A 12,906-nucleotide genomic window follows, 5' to 3' on the forward strand; every position below is an offset into this window, starting at 1 on the left:
AAAAAGGCGCCTGATGAGAGGCGCCTTTTTTCTGCGGGTGTGGCTTAGAACTTGTAGCCCAGGCCAACCATGTAGACCCATGGGTCCACATCGATGTCGACCTTGGCGCGAGTGCCTGGCGCGACAGCGTTGTTATCCACATAACCGGTGGTGTCGATGTCGATGTAGCGCACCTGGCCGTTGATCATGATGTTGTCGGTCAGCATGTAGTCGGCACCGACCTGCCATGCCACGCCCCAGGTGTTTTTCGCCCGGAAGTTGTCGAAGCCGTTGGCGCTGGCCTGGCTGCCGACGTGTTCGTCATAGATCCAGGTGTAGTTGATGCCCGCGCCCACGTAGGGTTGGAACACCGATTTGTGATCCAGCGGGTAGTACACCAGGCTCAGGGTCGGCGGCAGGTGCTTCAAGGAGCCGAGCTTGCCGTTGGCCGCAGGGAGTGCGGTGCCTTTGAGTTTGACGTCATGCTCGAACGGCGTTGCCGCCAGCAGCTCGATCCCCAGGTTGTTGGTGATCATGTACGCGAAGTTCAGGCCCAATTGCGTGTCGCTGCTCATTGTCGCCTTGCCGCCCAGGTCGGTACCCGCCAGCGGGCCGCGATCGACCTTGACGCTGGAGCTGTCGGCCTTCGGATTAACGGTGATGGCACCGGCCCGGACGATGATGTCGCCGGCTTCGTGGGCTTGGGCGGACGGGGCTGCAAGCGCGAATGCAATGAGGGAAGCGCTAAGCAATGACTTGTGCATGGGGGCTCCAAGGGACAATTTGAATTCTATATCCCATTTTATGGAGGGATCCGACCTGGGACGTTGACGCAGCTCAATGAAAGCGTGATGGCGCATTAAGATCGTTGCTCGGATGAGCGGTCGTCGTCAGCGCCGGCTTGAGCGTAGACGCAAGTTCAGGTCAGTCCATGAAAACTTCGCAGTTTCACTCCTGCAATTCGTACACGTAGATCTTCTGGGCATCCATCTGGTACCCGGCATCCGCCAGTTCGCTGGTGGAGGCTTTGACCTGCATTGCGCCTTCAATCCAGTACGGCTGGTACAACTCTTCGAGCTTGACCCCGATCTCGCTCCGGACATGCACGATCTGGTTCGACGGCGGTGGGGGCACGTGGATGCAGGCGCCGAAATACGGCACCAGCAAAAACTCGGTGGTGCGCCCTGCCTCATTGACCTCCAGCGGCACGATGTAGCCGGGCAACCGAATGGCCTGGCCGTCGAGGGTCTGCACCACCGGTGCGTTGGGCAGGTCCTGCCGGGCGGCCGGCGCTGACTCGGCCGACAAGGCGTCGCTCATCTGCGACAGGTCGTGCAGCGGTTTCATGTTCGGCACTTCGGCGGGCGCGTCCGGCGGAATCATCTCCGACCAGGTCAGGTCCCTGGGTTCGGCCGCCCACAGGGGCAGGGCGACCAGCATCAACAGCGCAAGCAGAGCGCGGGGCATTTTACGTCCTCATAAACGGATCGACAGACCGTCGGCCAGCGATTGCCGGTAGGCCCGCCAGGCAGGCACGCTGCCCATCAGCAGCGCGGCAAGCAGGATGCCACCGAGCAGCGTCCATTCATACTCGCTTGGCCAGGACAACGGCAGAAACAGGCCGTAGTTGGACTGCACGTAACCTTGCGCCAGGGCGATGCACAGGTACAGCAGGCCGAGGCCGGCGATCACCCCCGACAGCGCCAGCGCAAAGGCCTCCAGCACCAGCAGCGTGGCGATATGCCAGGGCCTGGCGCCGACCGAACGCAGGATCGCCATTTCCCGTCGGCGTTCGTTGAGGCTGGTGAGGATCGCCGTGAGCATGCCGATCAAGCCGGTCAGCACTACGAACAGGGACACCACGAACAGCGCTTTTTCAGCGGTGCCCATCAGGCTCCAGAGTTCCTGCAAGGCCACGCCCGGCAGGATCGCCAGCATCGGCTCGCCACGAAATTCATTGATCTCGCGTTGCAGGGAGAAGGTCGCGATCTTGCTGTTGAGGCCGAGCATGAACGCAGTGATGGCCTGGGGCGTGAGGTCCATGTTGCGCGCCTGGTCGGCGCTGATCCGGCCATCGCCACGCGCCGGCACGCCGTTGTGCCAATCGACATGGATCGCCTCCATGCCCCCGAGGCTGATGTGCAGCGTGCGGTCCACCGGGGTGCCAGTGCGCTTGAGGATGCCGACCACGGTGAAGGGCTTGTCGTCATGCTTGACCAGGCTGATCACCGCCACGCCGTGGGCCAGTACCAGTTGGTCGCCGAGTTTGTAGTGCAGCGCGTCGGCCACTTCCGCGCCCAGTACCACCTCGAACGGATCCGTGGCAAAGGCCCGGCCGCTGGCCAGTTGCAGGTGTTGCTGGCGCCCGTATTGGTAATGCTGGAAGTAGGCGTCAGTGGTGCCCATCACCCGATAGCCGCGATGGGAGTCGCCAAGGGAAATCGGGATTGCCCATTTCACCTTGGGGTTATTGGCGAAGTGCTCGAAGCTGTCCCAGCGGATGTTGTTGGTGGCATTGCCGATACGAAACACCGAGTACAGCAGCAGGTTTACCGAACCGGAGCGAGCGCCGACGATCAGGTCGGTGCCGCTGATGGTGCTGGCGAAACTGGCGCGGGCTTCGGTGCGCACGCGTTCCACGGCCAGCAGCAGGCAGACCGACAGGGCGATGGCGAGGGCCGTGAGGATGGCGGTGAAGCGGCGGTTAGCCAGGCTGGCCATGGCTAGACGGAACAGATACATCTCAGACCTCTGCGGGCGTGGCGGCGCGATTGAGTTCGGCCAGCGACAGGTGACGATCGAACAGCGGCGCCAGGCTCTGGTCGTGGCTGACGAACAACAGGCTGGAACCGGCTTCCCGGCATTCGGCAAACAGCAGGCGGATGAAGGCCTCGCGGGCGTCGTAGTCGAGGGCCGAGGTCGGCTCGTCGGCGATCACCAGTTCCGGCTGGCCGATCAGTGCGCGGGCGGCGGCGACGCGTTGCTGTTGGCCAATCGACAGGGAGTCGGCCCGTCGACCAAGCAGGCCTGGATCCTTGAGCCCCAGGTGCGCGAGCAGCGTGGCGGCGGCGCTGTCGACGCTGCCATGACGCTGGATCGCGCGGTTGGCGCGCACGCTGGAGAAGTGGCAGGGCAACTCGACGTTTTCGCGCACCGAGAGAAACGGCAGCAGGTTGAACTGCTGGAAGATGTAGCCCGTGTGGTCGACCCGAAAACGATCCCGGGCACCGGCCGAGAGGTCCGTCAGTTCTTGCCCGAGCAAACGGATGCTGCCGCGATTGGGCTTCTGCACGCCGCCGAGCAGGCCCAGCAGGGTGGTCTTGCCGCTGCCGCTGGGGCCTTTGAGAAACAGGGTTTCACCGGCCTCCAGGCGAAACGCCGGGATGTCCAGCAAGGGCGGGTGACCGGGCCAATGGAAGCCCAGGTCGGTCAGTTCGATGAGTGCTTGGGTCATGTGAAACCGGTCTGGTTGGTGGTGAACCCCTGTAGGAGCGAGCCTGCTCGCGATGGTGTATCAGTCGATACCAAAGTATCTGACACTCCATCGCGAGCAGGCTCGCTCCTACAGGGGATCTTCGGTGGATTCAGAATTTAAGCGCAACCGCCTTGGCCGTCACCTCGACCCCTTGCTGGCCGTTGGGGCTGATGAGTTGTACCTGAATTTTCTGGGTGGCGGGGAAGGTCTTGAACACCTGGGCCAGGTCCAGGCTCTTCAGCGCATCCGGTTGGCTGCAGGTGAACTGGTAATGCGCGTGGATTTCGCTGTGGTCATGCTGGTGTTCATGACCCTCGGCGTCCTTGGCGTCTGCGTGGTCGTGGTCGTGGTCATCGTCGGCGTCCGGTTTGTCACCGAACAGCGGGCTGTTCAGCTCCTGCTGGCTGAGCACGCAGTTGGCGGCCTGCGGCAGGCTGAACAGCACCAGCGGCTGCTCCAGTTGTGCCCGTACCGCGGCAACCTTGGCCTTGTCTGCCGGCGTGCTGGCGGCGTGTTCGAAGCCCACCAGGTTCATCGCCGGGCTGTCCAGTTCCAGCTCCAGGGTCTGGCCATCCAGCGCCGCGTTCAAGCGCCCGACGCCATGTTCGTGAGCTCCGAGGCTGGCGTGTTGATGATCATGATCATGTTCGTCGGCCGCTTGGGCGATGGCCAGCGGCAACAGGGCAAACGGCAAAGCGAGGAGCAGACGGCGCATGGAAAGTCTCCGGGGCGAAAGTTAACTATTTTGTTATGTGATCTTATAACAATATCGGCGGGAGTTTGACTGCATGCTTGGCGTTGCGCAAGACGCGTGGGAGCATGTTCGTCATAAACCTGAGGAAAGCCCAATGTTGCGCATACGTGGAAGCATCGGCGACTGGCCGGTGGACTTGACCCTGGAGCTCGATGATGGCGATTGGGCGAAACTTGGCGCGCAGTTGCAGGTGAGTAAGGTCGACGGTGTAGAGCCCGCCGCCAGCGTTGCGGCGAAACCGGCCAATCCGGACGACGCCCAGTGGCAGTTGGCCAAGGCGTTACTGCGCAAGTCCGGGCAACTGAGTGGGCCGGATCTGCTCGAGCAACTGGAAGGACTGACCGGCAGCGCGGTAGCTGGCAAGCGCCTATTGGTGCGCCTGCGCCACTGCGCCGAGGTCAAGGTGCTGAGCGGCGGCGATACACCGCTCTATAGCTGGATAGAGCCGTCGTAGGCGCATGTTTTCCACGCGGCCATGCTCGCTCCTACAGGGTTGCGCTTGATGCGGATCAGTACAACGCAGCAAACAACTTGCGGCGGTAGGTGGTGACCAGCGGGTGATCGTTGCCCAGCAGCTCAAACACCTGCAGCAGGGTCTTGTGCGGCAAACCTTCGCTGTAGCTGCGGTTGCGAATGAACAGCTTGAGCAGCGAGTCCAGCGCGGGGTCGTATTGCTGGCGGGCCAGTTGCTGGATTGCCAATTGATAGACCGCTTCGTCGTCCTGTGGATTCTGTGCCAGGCGCGCTTTCAGGTCGGCCACATCCGGCAGGTCCGCCGCCTGGCCGAGGAACTGGATCTGCGCCTTGGCGCCCGCCAGTGCGGCCTTGTGCTCATCGCTCTTGACCGCATCCAGCACGGCTTGGGCTTCGCCAAGCTCGCCGCGTTCGGTCAGGCAGCGGGCATACAGGATCAGTGCACCGGCGTGGCTGTTGTCTTCCCCCAGCAGCACTTTGAGCGCGGCCTCGGCCTCGGCAAAGCGGCCCTCGTCGAACAACCCCTGGGCCTGTTCGAACGGATCGGCCGCAGGCGGCGGTGGCATCTGCACATGAGGTTCAAGCAGTGCGCGCACCGCGGATTCGGGTTGCGCGCCGGCAAAACCGTCCACTGGCTGACCGTCCTTGAACAGCACTACGGTCGGCAGGCTGCGAATGCCGAAGCGTGCCACGACGTCTGGCTCGGCATCACAATTGACCTTGGCCAGCAGCAACTCGCCCTGGTAACTCTCGGCGATGGTTTGCAGCATCGGCATCAGCGCCTTGCACGGTGCACACCATTCAGCCCAGAAATCCACCAGCACGGGCTTGTGGAACGAGTTCTCGATCACCGACTGCTCGAAATCAGCGGTGGTGGCGTCGAAGATGTACGGCGTGTCTTGACTCATGGGGTATCTCGAAAAAACGTGGATGGGGCAACTATAAAGCTTGGTGGGGTTGGCCGAAAGCGCAGGCAGCCGGGTCAATCCGTAACGCAGCGGGCAGCATGGTACAGGCTCACATGACGAAACTCTTCAGGCTCGGCCAGGTCGGGCAAGGTCATGGCCTCGAGCATCTCCAGCCGCCGGTAGAGCGGATGCGAGAAGTCGCGCACCCGTGAGTCGGCGACCAGGGCTTCGCGGCCTCGGCTGAGGAATGCGTCGAGCAGCGGCAGGTTGGCGCGGTCATACAGCACGTCAGCCACCAGGATCAGGTCGAAACGATCGGCCTCGGCGAAAAAGTCCGTTGAATAGCTGAGTTCAACCCCATTGAGCTGGGCATTGGCCCGGCAGGCGGCGAGTGCCAGGGGATCGAGGTCGCAGGCCACCACTTCGAGGGCACCGGCCTTGACCGCCGCAATCCCCGCCACCCCGGAACCGGCACCGAAATCCAGTACCCGCTTGCCAGCGACCCACTGTGGGTGGGCGGCCAGGTAGCGCGCCACTGCCAGGCCGCTGGCCCAGCAGAAACTCCAGTAAGGCGGTTCATGCAGGATCCGTCGGGTTTCTTCCGGGCTGAAGGCACGGTCCATATTGTCGCCGTCGATCAGCCACAGTTGCAGCTCGGTATCCGGCAGCGGGCAGGGCACCAGTTGCGCATCGCCCAGCAGTTCACTCAGGGCGTGTTGCAGGTCGAGCGGTGCCGTCATGGTGCTTTGACGAATTGCAATTGCCCCAGAGCCTGGGAAGTCGGCTGGAAAATTCGTTGCGAGGGCAGGTGCAGGATCAGTTGTCCGGATTGGCTGGCGCGCCCGCGCAGCTCGACCCGCGCGCCGGCGGGAAAGGCTTCGGGGTTGAAGCGCAGGTGAAACGGCAGGGCCTGGTTGTTGCCGACCAGGTTGGCGCTGGCCAGCAACTGCTGCGGCCGCGAACGCTCGTCGACCACCAGCAGCGCCAGTTCGACTTCGGCCCCCGCTGGCACACCCTGCAACGAACCGCTCAGTTCGCGCTGGTAAGCCGGCAGCGGACCCTGGTCGGCGGACGCCTGGGCCTTCTTCTGGGCCATCTGCGGCGCGGGGCCGGATGCCGGTTCTGCGGGCTTGGGCGCATCACTGCTACAGGCCACCAGCAGGCTGACGAAACTGAGTAAAACAAGCGGTCGTAGCGGCATTTGCGGCTCCAGCGAGGTGAAATCCATGGATCAAGCACTATAGCCCGTCTGTATACCGTAAACCCTATGGCTTGTCTTGCCACCGGGATGCGCTACCATGGCCCTCCCTTTTTTTGTTGCCTGCCACCATGCACTGTCCCTTCTGCGGTGCCAACGACACCAAGGTCATCGACTCCCGTCTGGTCGCCGAGGGCGAACAGGTGCGCCGCCGGCGTGAATGCCTGGCCTGCGGCGAACGTTTCACGACGTTCGAGACCGCCGAACTGGTGTTGCCGCGCCTGATCAAAACCGACGGCAGCCGCCAGCCGTTCGACGAAGAAAAACTTCGCGCGGGCATGCAGCGCGCCCTGGAAAAACGTCCAGTGAGCGTCGAGCGCCTGGAATCCTCCCTGGTGCACATCAAGCACAAACTGCGGGCAACCGGCGAGCGCGAAGTCAAATCGCTGGTGGTCGGTGAGCTGGTGATGGCCGAGCTGCAGAAGCTTGATGAAGTCGCCTACATTCGTTTCGCTTCGGTGTATCGCCGCTTCCAGGACCTCAACGAGTTCCGCGAAGAGATCGATCGCCTGGCCCGAGAACCGGTCAAACCATGACGATGTCCACTGAGCAAGCGATCCTCGACGCCCACTACATGGCGCGCGCGCTGGAACTGGCACGCAAGGGCCACTACAGCACCCATCCCAATCCGCGGGTCGGTTGCGTGATCGTGCGTGACGGGCAGGTCGTCGGCGAAGGCTGGCATGTGCGCACCGGCGAGCCGCATGCCGAAGTCCACGCCTTGCGCGCCGCCGGCGAGCAGGCGCGGGGCGCGACCGCCTACGTCACGCTCGAACCCTGCAGCCATCACGGCCGCACGCCACCGTGCGCCGATGGGTTGGTCACGGCGGGGGTAGCGCGCGTCGTTGCCGCCATGCAGGACCCCAACCCGGAAGTGGCCGGGCGTGGCCTGCAGCGCCTGGAACAGGCCGGCATCGCCACCACCTGCGGCGTGCTCGAAGGCGAGGCGCGCCAGCTCAACCTGGGTTTCCTCAAGCGCATGGAGCACGGCTTGCCGTTCGTGCGGGTCAAGTTGGCCATGAGCCTGGATGGGCGCACCGCCATGGCCAGCGGCGAAAGCCAATGGATTACCGGCCCGGCGGCGCGCTCCGCGGTCCAACGCCTGCGGGCGCAGGCCAGCGTGGTTTTGACGGGGGCCGACACGGTGCTGGCGGACGACGCGCGCCTGACTGTGCGCGCCGACGAGTTGGGGCTGGACGCCGAACAAAGCGCCCTGGCCATGAGCCGTCCACCGTTGCGGGTATTGATCGATGGTCGCCTGCGGGTGCCGCTCGATGCCCCGTTCTTCAAGGCCGGCCCGGCCCTGGTCGCCACCTGCGTGGCCGTGGAAGAGCAGTACGCCAACGGCCCCGAGTGCCTGATCGTGCCGGGTGAAGAGGGTCAGGTCGACCTGCGCAAGCTATTGCTCGAACTGGCCGCCCGCGGCGTCAACGAGGTGCTGGTGGAAGCCGGCCCAAGGCTGGCGGGCGCCTTTGCCCAGCAAGGCCTGGTGGACGAGTACCAGATCTTTGTCGCCGGAAAATTCCTCGGCTCCACGGCGCGGCCATTGCTCGACTGGCCACTGACGCAAATGAAGGATGCGCCGGCACTGAAAATCACTGACATTCGTGCGGTTGGCGATGACTGGCGAGTCACCGCCATTCCCGTGCCGGCCGCGAGCGTATAATTCCCGGCTGCGGCCAAGAAGGTTTTGTTCTCGAGGAGGACTTCATGTTTACCGGCATCATCGAATCCATCGGCAGTATTCGTGCATTGACCCCAAAAGGCGGAGATGTACGGGTTCACGTAGCCACCGGCAAGCTCGACCTGAGCGATGTCAAACTGGGCGACAGCATTGCGGTCAACGGCGTCTGCCTGACGGCCGTCGAGCTGCCAGGCGACGGTTTTGCAGCGGACGTCAGTCGCGAAACCCTCGACTGCACCGCCATGAATGACCTCAAGAGCGGCAGCCCGGTCAACCTGGAAAAAGCCCTGACTCCGACCACCCGCCTGGGTGGCCACCTGGTCAGCGGTCACGTCGACGGCGTCGGCGAAGTGGTCGCCCGCACCGAAAACGCCCGGGCCGTGGAGTTCCGCATCCGTGCCCCGAAGGAACTGGCCAAGTACATCGCCCATAAAGGCTCGATCACCGTCGACGGCACCAGCCTGACGGTGAACGCGGTCGATGGCGCCGAATTCCTGCTGACGATCATTCCGCACACCTTGAGCGAAACCATCATGGCCGCGTATCAGCCGGGTCGCCGGGTGAACCTGGAAGTGGACCTGCTGGCCCGTTACCTGGAGCGACTGCTGCTGGGCGACAAGGCCGCGGAGTCGACTGCCGGCGGCACCATCACCGAAAGCTTTCTGGCCGCCAACGGCTACCTCAAATCCTGAAGCTCAAATTTCGAAAGAAGGGGGGTGCCGCGTGGCGCTCAATAGCATCGAAGAACTGGTTGAAGACATCCGCCAAGGCAAGATGGTCATCCTTATGGATGACGAAGACCGCGAGAACGAAGGCGACCTGATCATGGCCGCCGAGTGCTGCCAGGCTGAGCACATCAACTTCATGGCCAAGCACGCCCGTGGCCTGATCTGCATGCCGATGAGTCGCGAGCGCTGCGAACTGCTGAAGCTGCCCCTGATGGCGCCGCGCAACGGTTCCGGCTTTGGCACCAAGTTCACTGTGTCGATCGAAGCCGCCGAAGGCGTGACCACCGGCATCTCCGCCGCCGACCGTGCGCGTACCGTGCAGGCCGCTGCCGCCAAGGACGCCAAGGCTGAAGATATCGTCAGCCCGGGGCACATCTTCCCGCTGATGGCCCAGGCCGGTGGCACCCTGGCCCGTGCCGGCCACACTGAAGCCGCCTGCGACCTGGCGCGCATGGCCGGGTTCGAGCCGAGCGGGGTGATCTGCGAGGTGATGAACGACGACGGCACCATGTCCCGTCGTACCGAACTGGAAGCCTTTGCCGCTGAACACAACATCAAGATCGGCACCATCGCCGACCTGATCCACTACCGGATGATCCACGAACGTACCGTTCAGCGGATTGCCGAGCAGCCACTGGACAGCGAACTGGGCCAATTCAACCTGGTGACCTATCGTGATTCGGTGGAAGGCGACGTGCACATGGCCCTGACCCTGGGCACCGTGTGCGCCGAAGAACCGACCCTGGTGCGGGTGCACAACATGGACCCGCTGCGCGACCTGTTGATGGTCAAGCAGCCGGGCCGCTGGAGCCTGCGCGCCGCCATGGCCGCGGTTGCCGAGGCGGGTAGCGGGGTGGTTCTGTTGCTCGGTCACCCGCTCGATGGCGACGTGTTGCTGGCGCATATCCGCGAAACCGCTGACCAGGCGGCGGTGAAAAAACCGACCACCTACAGCATCGTCGGTGCCGGTTCGCAGATCCTGCGCGACCTTGGCGTACGCAAAATGCGCCTGATGTCGGCGCCAATGAAATTTAATGCGATATCCGGTTTCGATCTGGAAGTTGTAGAATACGTGCCCTCCGAATAAAGGCCGGTGTTTTTCCACCCCTTGTTCGCGGTTCAAATATCACTGAGGGACGCGTACTGAACGCGTCCCGGCTCTTTAAGAGATTTGTCGAATGACCCTGAAGACCATCGAAGGTACCTTCATCGCCCCCAAAGGCCGCTACGCCCTGGTTGTTGGCCGTTTCAACAGCTTTGTTGTCGAAAGCCTGGTAAGCGGTGCGGTTGATGCCCTGGTTCGCCATGGCGTGAGCGAAAGCGACATCACCATCATCCGTGCCCCTGGCGCCTTCGAAATCCCGCTGGTTGCGCAGAAAGTCGCCCAGAAAGGCGAGTTCGCGGCAATCATCGCCCTGGGCGCGGTCATTCGTGGCGGTACTCCGCACTTCGAATACGTGGCAGGTGAATGCACCAAGGGCCTGGCCCAGGTGTCCATGGAGTTCGGCGTTCCAGTCGCTTTCGGCGTGCTGACCGTTGATTCCATCGAGCAAGCCATCGAACGTTCCGGCACCAAGGCCGGTAACAAAGGTGCCGAAGCTGCCCTGTCCGCTCTGGAAATGGTCAGCCTGCTGGCGCAGTTGGAGGCCAAGTGATTAGCGACGAAAGCGATCGTTTCAACCCGCGCGATCCAAAGCCTGCGGATGCTGGTAAACCATCGAAGAGCGTCAAGCGCCGCGAAGCCCGTCAGCTCGCGACCCAGGCTCTGTATCAATGGCACATGGCCAAGCAGTCTTTGAACGAGATCGAAGCGCAGTTCCGGGTCGATAATGATTTCAGTGATGTCGATGGCGCCTACTTCCGCGAAATCCTCCACGGGGTTCCGCAGTTCAAGACCGAAATCGACACCGCTCTCACGCCTTGCCTGGACCTGACCATCGACGAGCTCGACCCGGTTGAACTGGCGGTATTGCGCCTGTCCACCTGGGAACTGCTCAAGCGCGTCGACGTGCCGTACCGCGTGGTGATCAACGAAGGCATCGAGCTGGCTAAAGTCTTCGGTTCCACCGATGGCCACAAGTTCGTCAACGGTGTCCTCGACAAGCTGGCCCCGCGCCTGCGTGAAGCTGAAGTGAAGGCGTTCAAGCGCTGATACGCGCTTGAGACAGGATACCTGATGGGCGAGTTTGAGCTGATCCGCAACTACTTCGCCGCTGCGCCCTGTGCGCAGGCGGGCGATGGCGTTGCGCTGGGGATCGGCGACGACTGCGCCTTGCTCGCTGTTCCCGCAGGGGAACAGCTGGCGATCTCCACCGACACGCTGGTGACCGGTGTGCATTTCGCAGATCCCTGCGACCCGTTTTTGCTCGGTCAGCGTTCGCTGGCGGTGGCCGTCAGTGACCTGGCTGCCATGGGCGCCACCCCCGTTGCCTTTACCCTTGCCCTGACCTTGCCGACGGTAACCGCCGATTGGCTGGATGCCTATGCCCGTGGTTTGAACCAGATGGCGCAGAGCTGCGGCGTGCGGCTGGTGGGTGGCGATACCACGCGCGGCCCGCTGAGCCTGACCATGACCGTGTTCGGCCGCGTCCCGGCTGGCCAGGCCCTGACCCGCAGCGGTGCGCAGGTCGGCGACTTGCTGTGTGTCGGCGGCGAGCTGGGCAACGCTGCCGGGGCCTTGCCCCTGGTGCTCGGCCAGCGTACGGCACCGGCCGCTATCGCCGAACCGTTGCTGGCGCACTACTGGTCGCCACAGCCGCAGCTGGCGTTGGGCCAGGCGTTGCGCGGCAAGGCCAGCGCGGCGCTGGATATCTCCGATGGCTTGCTCGCCGACTGCGGGCATATTGCCAAGGCGTCGGCTGTCGGCTTGCTGGTGGAGAACCAGAAACTGCCGCTGTCGGCGGCACTGCTTGGGTTTCTCGGCGAGAATGCGGCCCGGGTGGCTGCGGTCAGCGGCGGTGACGACTACGTACTGGCGTTCACCTTGCCGCCGGCTCATCTGCCGACCCTGTTGGCCGAGGGCTGGCCGATCTACGTGGTCGGCCGGGTCGTGGCCGGGCAGGGCGTAACGCTGCTGGACGCCAATGGGCAGGACATCACCCCGAACATCCGGGGTTATCAACATTTCCAGGAGACACCGTGACAGATCATCCCAAACAGGTTCCGGCAGAGTTCGTGCCGCCATCGGTCTGGCGCAATCCCTGGCATTTCCTGGCCTTCGGCTTTGGCTCGGGCACCTTGCCCAAGGCACCCGGCACCTGGGGCTCGTTAGTTGCGCTACCCTTCATCCCGCTGTGGCAGATGCTGCCCGACTGGGGCTACTGGCTGATGCTGGGCATCACCATGCTGTTCGGCTTCTGGCTCTGCGGCAAGGTTGCCGACGACTTGCGCGTGCACGACCACGAAGGCATTGTCTGGGACGAAATGGTCGGGATGTGGATCACCCTGTGGCTGGTGCCGGAGGGATGGTACTGGTTGTTGGCGGGGTTCCTGATGTTCCGCTTTTTCGACATCCTCAAGCCATGGCCGATTCGCTGGATCGACCGGCATGTGCACGGCGGCATCGGGATCATGCTCGATGACGTGCTGGCGGGGGTCTTTGCCTGGCTGGGGATGCAGGGGCTGGTCTGGTATTTCACCTGAGGGA

Annotated in this window: 17 protein-coding genes; 9 read left to right on the forward strand and 8 right to left on the reverse strand. The window is 63.3% G+C overall.

The window, feature by feature from the left end:
• Nucleotides 1–44 precede the first annotated feature (44 nt).
• The 5 genes from ACIOVD_RS23460 to ACIOVD_RS23480 form a co-directional block, all read right to left on the reverse strand.
• Nucleotides 45–743 (reverse strand): OmpW family protein, encoded by a 699-nt coding sequence (locus ACIOVD_RS23460; protein WP_095166205.1) that lies wholly within the window; start codon nt 741–743, stop codon nt 45–47.
• A 184-nt stretch (nt 744–927) separates the two neighbouring features.
• The gene (locus tag ACIOVD_RS23465) at nt 928–1,446 is read right to left on the reverse strand and encodes a DUF3299 domain-containing protein (protein ID WP_095166207.1); all 519 of its coding nucleotides are present in this window, start codon (nt 1,444–1,446) and stop codon (nt 928–930) included.
• A gap of 9 nt (nt 1,447–1,455) precedes the next feature.
• Nucleotides 1,456–2,721 (reverse strand): ABC transporter permease, encoded by a 1,266-nt coding sequence (locus ACIOVD_RS23470; protein ID WP_095166209.1) that lies wholly within the window; start codon nt 2,719–2,721, stop codon nt 1,456–1,458.
• Between the two features lies 1 nt (nt 2,722).
• Nucleotides 2,723–3,433 (reverse strand): ABC transporter ATP-binding protein, encoded by a 711-nt coding sequence (locus ACIOVD_RS23475; protein ID WP_159998165.1) that lies wholly within the window; start codon nt 3,431–3,433, stop codon nt 2,723–2,725.
• Nucleotides 3,434–3,563: 130 nt separating this feature from the next.
• The gene (locus tag ACIOVD_RS23480; protein WP_401130487.1) at nt 3,564–4,169 is read right to left on the reverse strand and encodes a DUF2796 domain-containing protein; all 606 of its coding nucleotides are present in this window, start codon (nt 4,167–4,169) and stop codon (nt 3,564–3,566) included.
• 133 nt (nt 4,170–4,302) lie between these two features.
• On the opposite strand from ACIOVD_RS23480, the gene ACIOVD_RS23485 reads away from it, so the two are divergent.
• The gene (locus tag ACIOVD_RS23485) at nt 4,303–4,662 is read left to right on the forward strand and encodes a hypothetical protein (RefSeq protein ID WP_320333107.1); all 360 of its coding nucleotides are present in this window, start codon (nt 4,303–4,305) and stop codon (nt 4,660–4,662) included.
• Nucleotides 4,663–4,717: 55 nt separating this feature from the next.
• Here ACIOVD_RS23485 and trxA read toward each other — a convergent pair whose 3' ends face one another.
• The 3 genes from trxA to ACIOVD_RS23500 all read right to left on the reverse strand — a co-directional run bounded on the left by trxA (nt 4,718) and on the right by ACIOVD_RS23500 (nt 6,791).
• On the reverse strand, nt 4,718–5,590 hold the full coding sequence (trxA, locus tag ACIOVD_RS23490; protein ID WP_095166217.1) for a thioredoxin: 873 nt from the start codon (nt 5,588–5,590) through the stop codon (nt 4,718–4,720).
• Nucleotides 5,591–5,664: 74 nt separating this feature from the next.
• Complete coding sequence (locus ACIOVD_RS23495) at nt 5,665–6,330, reverse strand: class I SAM-dependent methyltransferase (RefSeq protein ID WP_401130489.1); 666 nt, start codon at nt 6,328–6,330, stop codon at nt 5,665–5,667.
• Nucleotides 6,327–6,791, reverse strand: a complete 465-nt coding sequence (locus ACIOVD_RS23500; RefSeq protein WP_095166615.1) for a YbaY family lipoprotein — start codon at nt 6,789–6,791, stop codon at nt 6,327–6,329. The genes ACIOVD_RS23495 and ACIOVD_RS23500 overlap by 4 nt, the downstream gene beginning before the upstream one ends.
• Before the next feature lie 128 nt (nt 6,792–6,919).
• Here ACIOVD_RS23500 and nrdR point away from each other — a divergent pair, with 128 nt between their 5' ends.
• The 8 genes from nrdR (at nt 6,920) to ACIOVD_RS23540 (ending at nt 12,902) form a co-directional block, all read left to right on the forward strand.
• A complete protein-coding gene (gene nrdR / locus ACIOVD_RS23505; RefSeq protein WP_162530215.1) occupies nt 6,920–7,384 on the forward strand; it encodes a transcriptional regulator NrdR in 465 nt (154 codons plus the stop codon).
• Nucleotides 7,381–8,514 carry a bifunctional diaminohydroxyphosphoribosylaminopyrimidine deaminase/5-amino-6-(5-phosphoribosylamino)uracil reductase RibD gene (gene ribD / locus ACIOVD_RS23510; protein ID WP_159998155.1) on the forward strand — a complete coding sequence of 378 codons (1,134 nt, stop codon included), beginning with the start codon at nt 7,381–7,383 and terminating at the stop codon, nt 8,512–8,514. The genes nrdR and ribD overlap by 4 nt, the downstream gene beginning before the upstream one ends.
• 44 nt (nt 8,515–8,558) lie before the next feature.
• Nucleotides 8,559–9,224, forward strand: a complete 666-nt coding sequence (locus tag ACIOVD_RS23515; RefSeq protein ID WP_320333106.1) for a riboflavin synthase — start codon at nt 8,559–8,561, stop codon at nt 9,222–9,224.
• 31 nt (nt 9,225–9,255) lie between these two features.
• Nucleotides 9,256–10,347 (forward strand): bifunctional 3,4-dihydroxy-2-butanone-4-phosphate synthase/GTP cyclohydrolase II, encoded by a 1,092-nt coding sequence (gene ribBA, locus ACIOVD_RS23520; protein WP_095166224.1) that lies wholly within the window; start codon nt 9,256–9,258, stop codon nt 10,345–10,347.
• 91 nt (nt 10,348–10,438) lie between these two features.
• Nucleotides 10,439–10,915: a 6,7-dimethyl-8-ribityllumazine synthase gene (gene ribE / locus ACIOVD_RS23525; protein WP_003228649.1), complete on the forward strand. Its 477-nt coding sequence runs from the start codon at nt 10,439–10,441 to the stop codon at nt 10,913–10,915.
• Nucleotides 10,912–11,412: a transcription antitermination factor NusB gene (gene nusB, locus ACIOVD_RS23530; protein ID WP_056728930.1), complete on the forward strand. Its 501-nt coding sequence runs from the start codon at nt 10,912–10,914 to the stop codon at nt 11,410–11,412. Before ribE ends, nusB begins: the two co-directional genes overlap by 4 nt.
• Before the next feature lie 24 nt (nt 11,413–11,436).
• A complete protein-coding gene (gene thiL / locus ACIOVD_RS23535) occupies nt 11,437–12,402 on the forward strand; it encodes a thiamine-phosphate kinase (protein WP_401130493.1) in 966 nt (321 codons plus the stop codon).
• A complete protein-coding gene (locus tag ACIOVD_RS23540; protein WP_095166229.1) occupies nt 12,399–12,902 on the forward strand; it encodes a phosphatidylglycerophosphatase A in 504 nt (167 codons plus the stop codon). The genes thiL and ACIOVD_RS23540 overlap by 4 nt, the downstream gene beginning before the upstream one ends.
• Nucleotides 12,903–12,906 lie beyond the last annotated feature (4 nt).

It is taken from the genome of Pseudomonas sp. NPDC087626, from assembly GCF_044743405.1.
In the GTDB taxonomy this organism is placed as follows: Bacteria; Pseudomonadota; Gammaproteobacteria; order Pseudomonadales; family Pseudomonadaceae; genus Aquipseudomonas.

Excerpts from the sequence above, each read along its gene's own strand:
- ACIOVD_RS23515 (WP_320333106.1), top strand. The coding sequence starts at position 8,559 with ATGTTTACCGGCATCATCGAATCCATCGGCAGTATTCGTGCATTGACC.
- ACIOVD_RS23460 (WP_095166205.1), bottom strand. The coding sequence starts at position 743 with ATGCACAAGTCATTGCTTAGCGCTTCCCTCATTGCATTCGCGCTTGCA.
- ACIOVD_RS23475 (WP_159998165.1), bottom strand. The coding sequence starts at position 3,433 with ATGACCCAAGCACTCATCGAACTGACCGACCTGGGCTTCCATTGGCCC.
- trxA (WP_095166217.1), bottom strand. The coding sequence starts at position 5,590 with ATGAGTCAAGACACGCCGTACATCTTCGACGCCACCACCGCTGATTTC.
- ribE (WP_003228649.1), top strand. The coding sequence starts at position 10,439 with ATGACCCTGAAGACCATCGAAGGTACCTTCATCGCCCCCAAAGGCCGC.
- ACIOVD_RS23495 (WP_401130489.1), bottom strand. The coding sequence starts at position 6,330 with ATGACGGCACCGCTCGACCTGCAACACGCCCTGAGTGAACTGCTGGGC.
- ACIOVD_RS23470 (WP_095166209.1), bottom strand. The coding sequence starts at position 2,721 with ATGTATCTGTTCCGTCTAGCCATGGCCAGCCTGGCTAACCGCCGCTTC.
- thiL (WP_401130493.1), top strand. The coding sequence starts at position 11,437 with ATGGGCGAGTTTGAGCTGATCCGCAACTACTTCGCCGCTGCGCCCTGT.
- ACIOVD_RS23465 (WP_095166207.1), bottom strand. The coding sequence starts at position 1,446 with ATGCCCCGCGCTCTGCTTGCGCTGTTGATGCTGGTCGCCCTGCCCCTG.
- ACIOVD_RS23485 (WP_320333107.1), top strand. The coding sequence starts at position 4,303 with ATGTTGCGCATACGTGGAAGCATCGGCGACTGGCCGGTGGACTTGACC.
- nrdR (WP_162530215.1), top strand. The coding sequence starts at position 6,920 with ATGCACTGTCCCTTCTGCGGTGCCAACGACACCAAGGTCATCGACTCC.
- ACIOVD_RS23500 (WP_095166615.1), bottom strand. The coding sequence starts at position 6,791 with ATGCCGCTACGACCGCTTGTTTTACTCAGTTTCGTCAGCCTGCTGGTG.
- ribD (WP_159998155.1), top strand. The coding sequence starts at position 7,381 with ATGACGATGTCCACTGAGCAAGCGATCCTCGACGCCCACTACATGGCG.
- ACIOVD_RS23480 (WP_401130487.1), bottom strand. The coding sequence starts at position 4,169 with ATGCGCCGTCTGCTCCTCGCTTTGCCGTTTGCCCTGTTGCCGCTGGCC.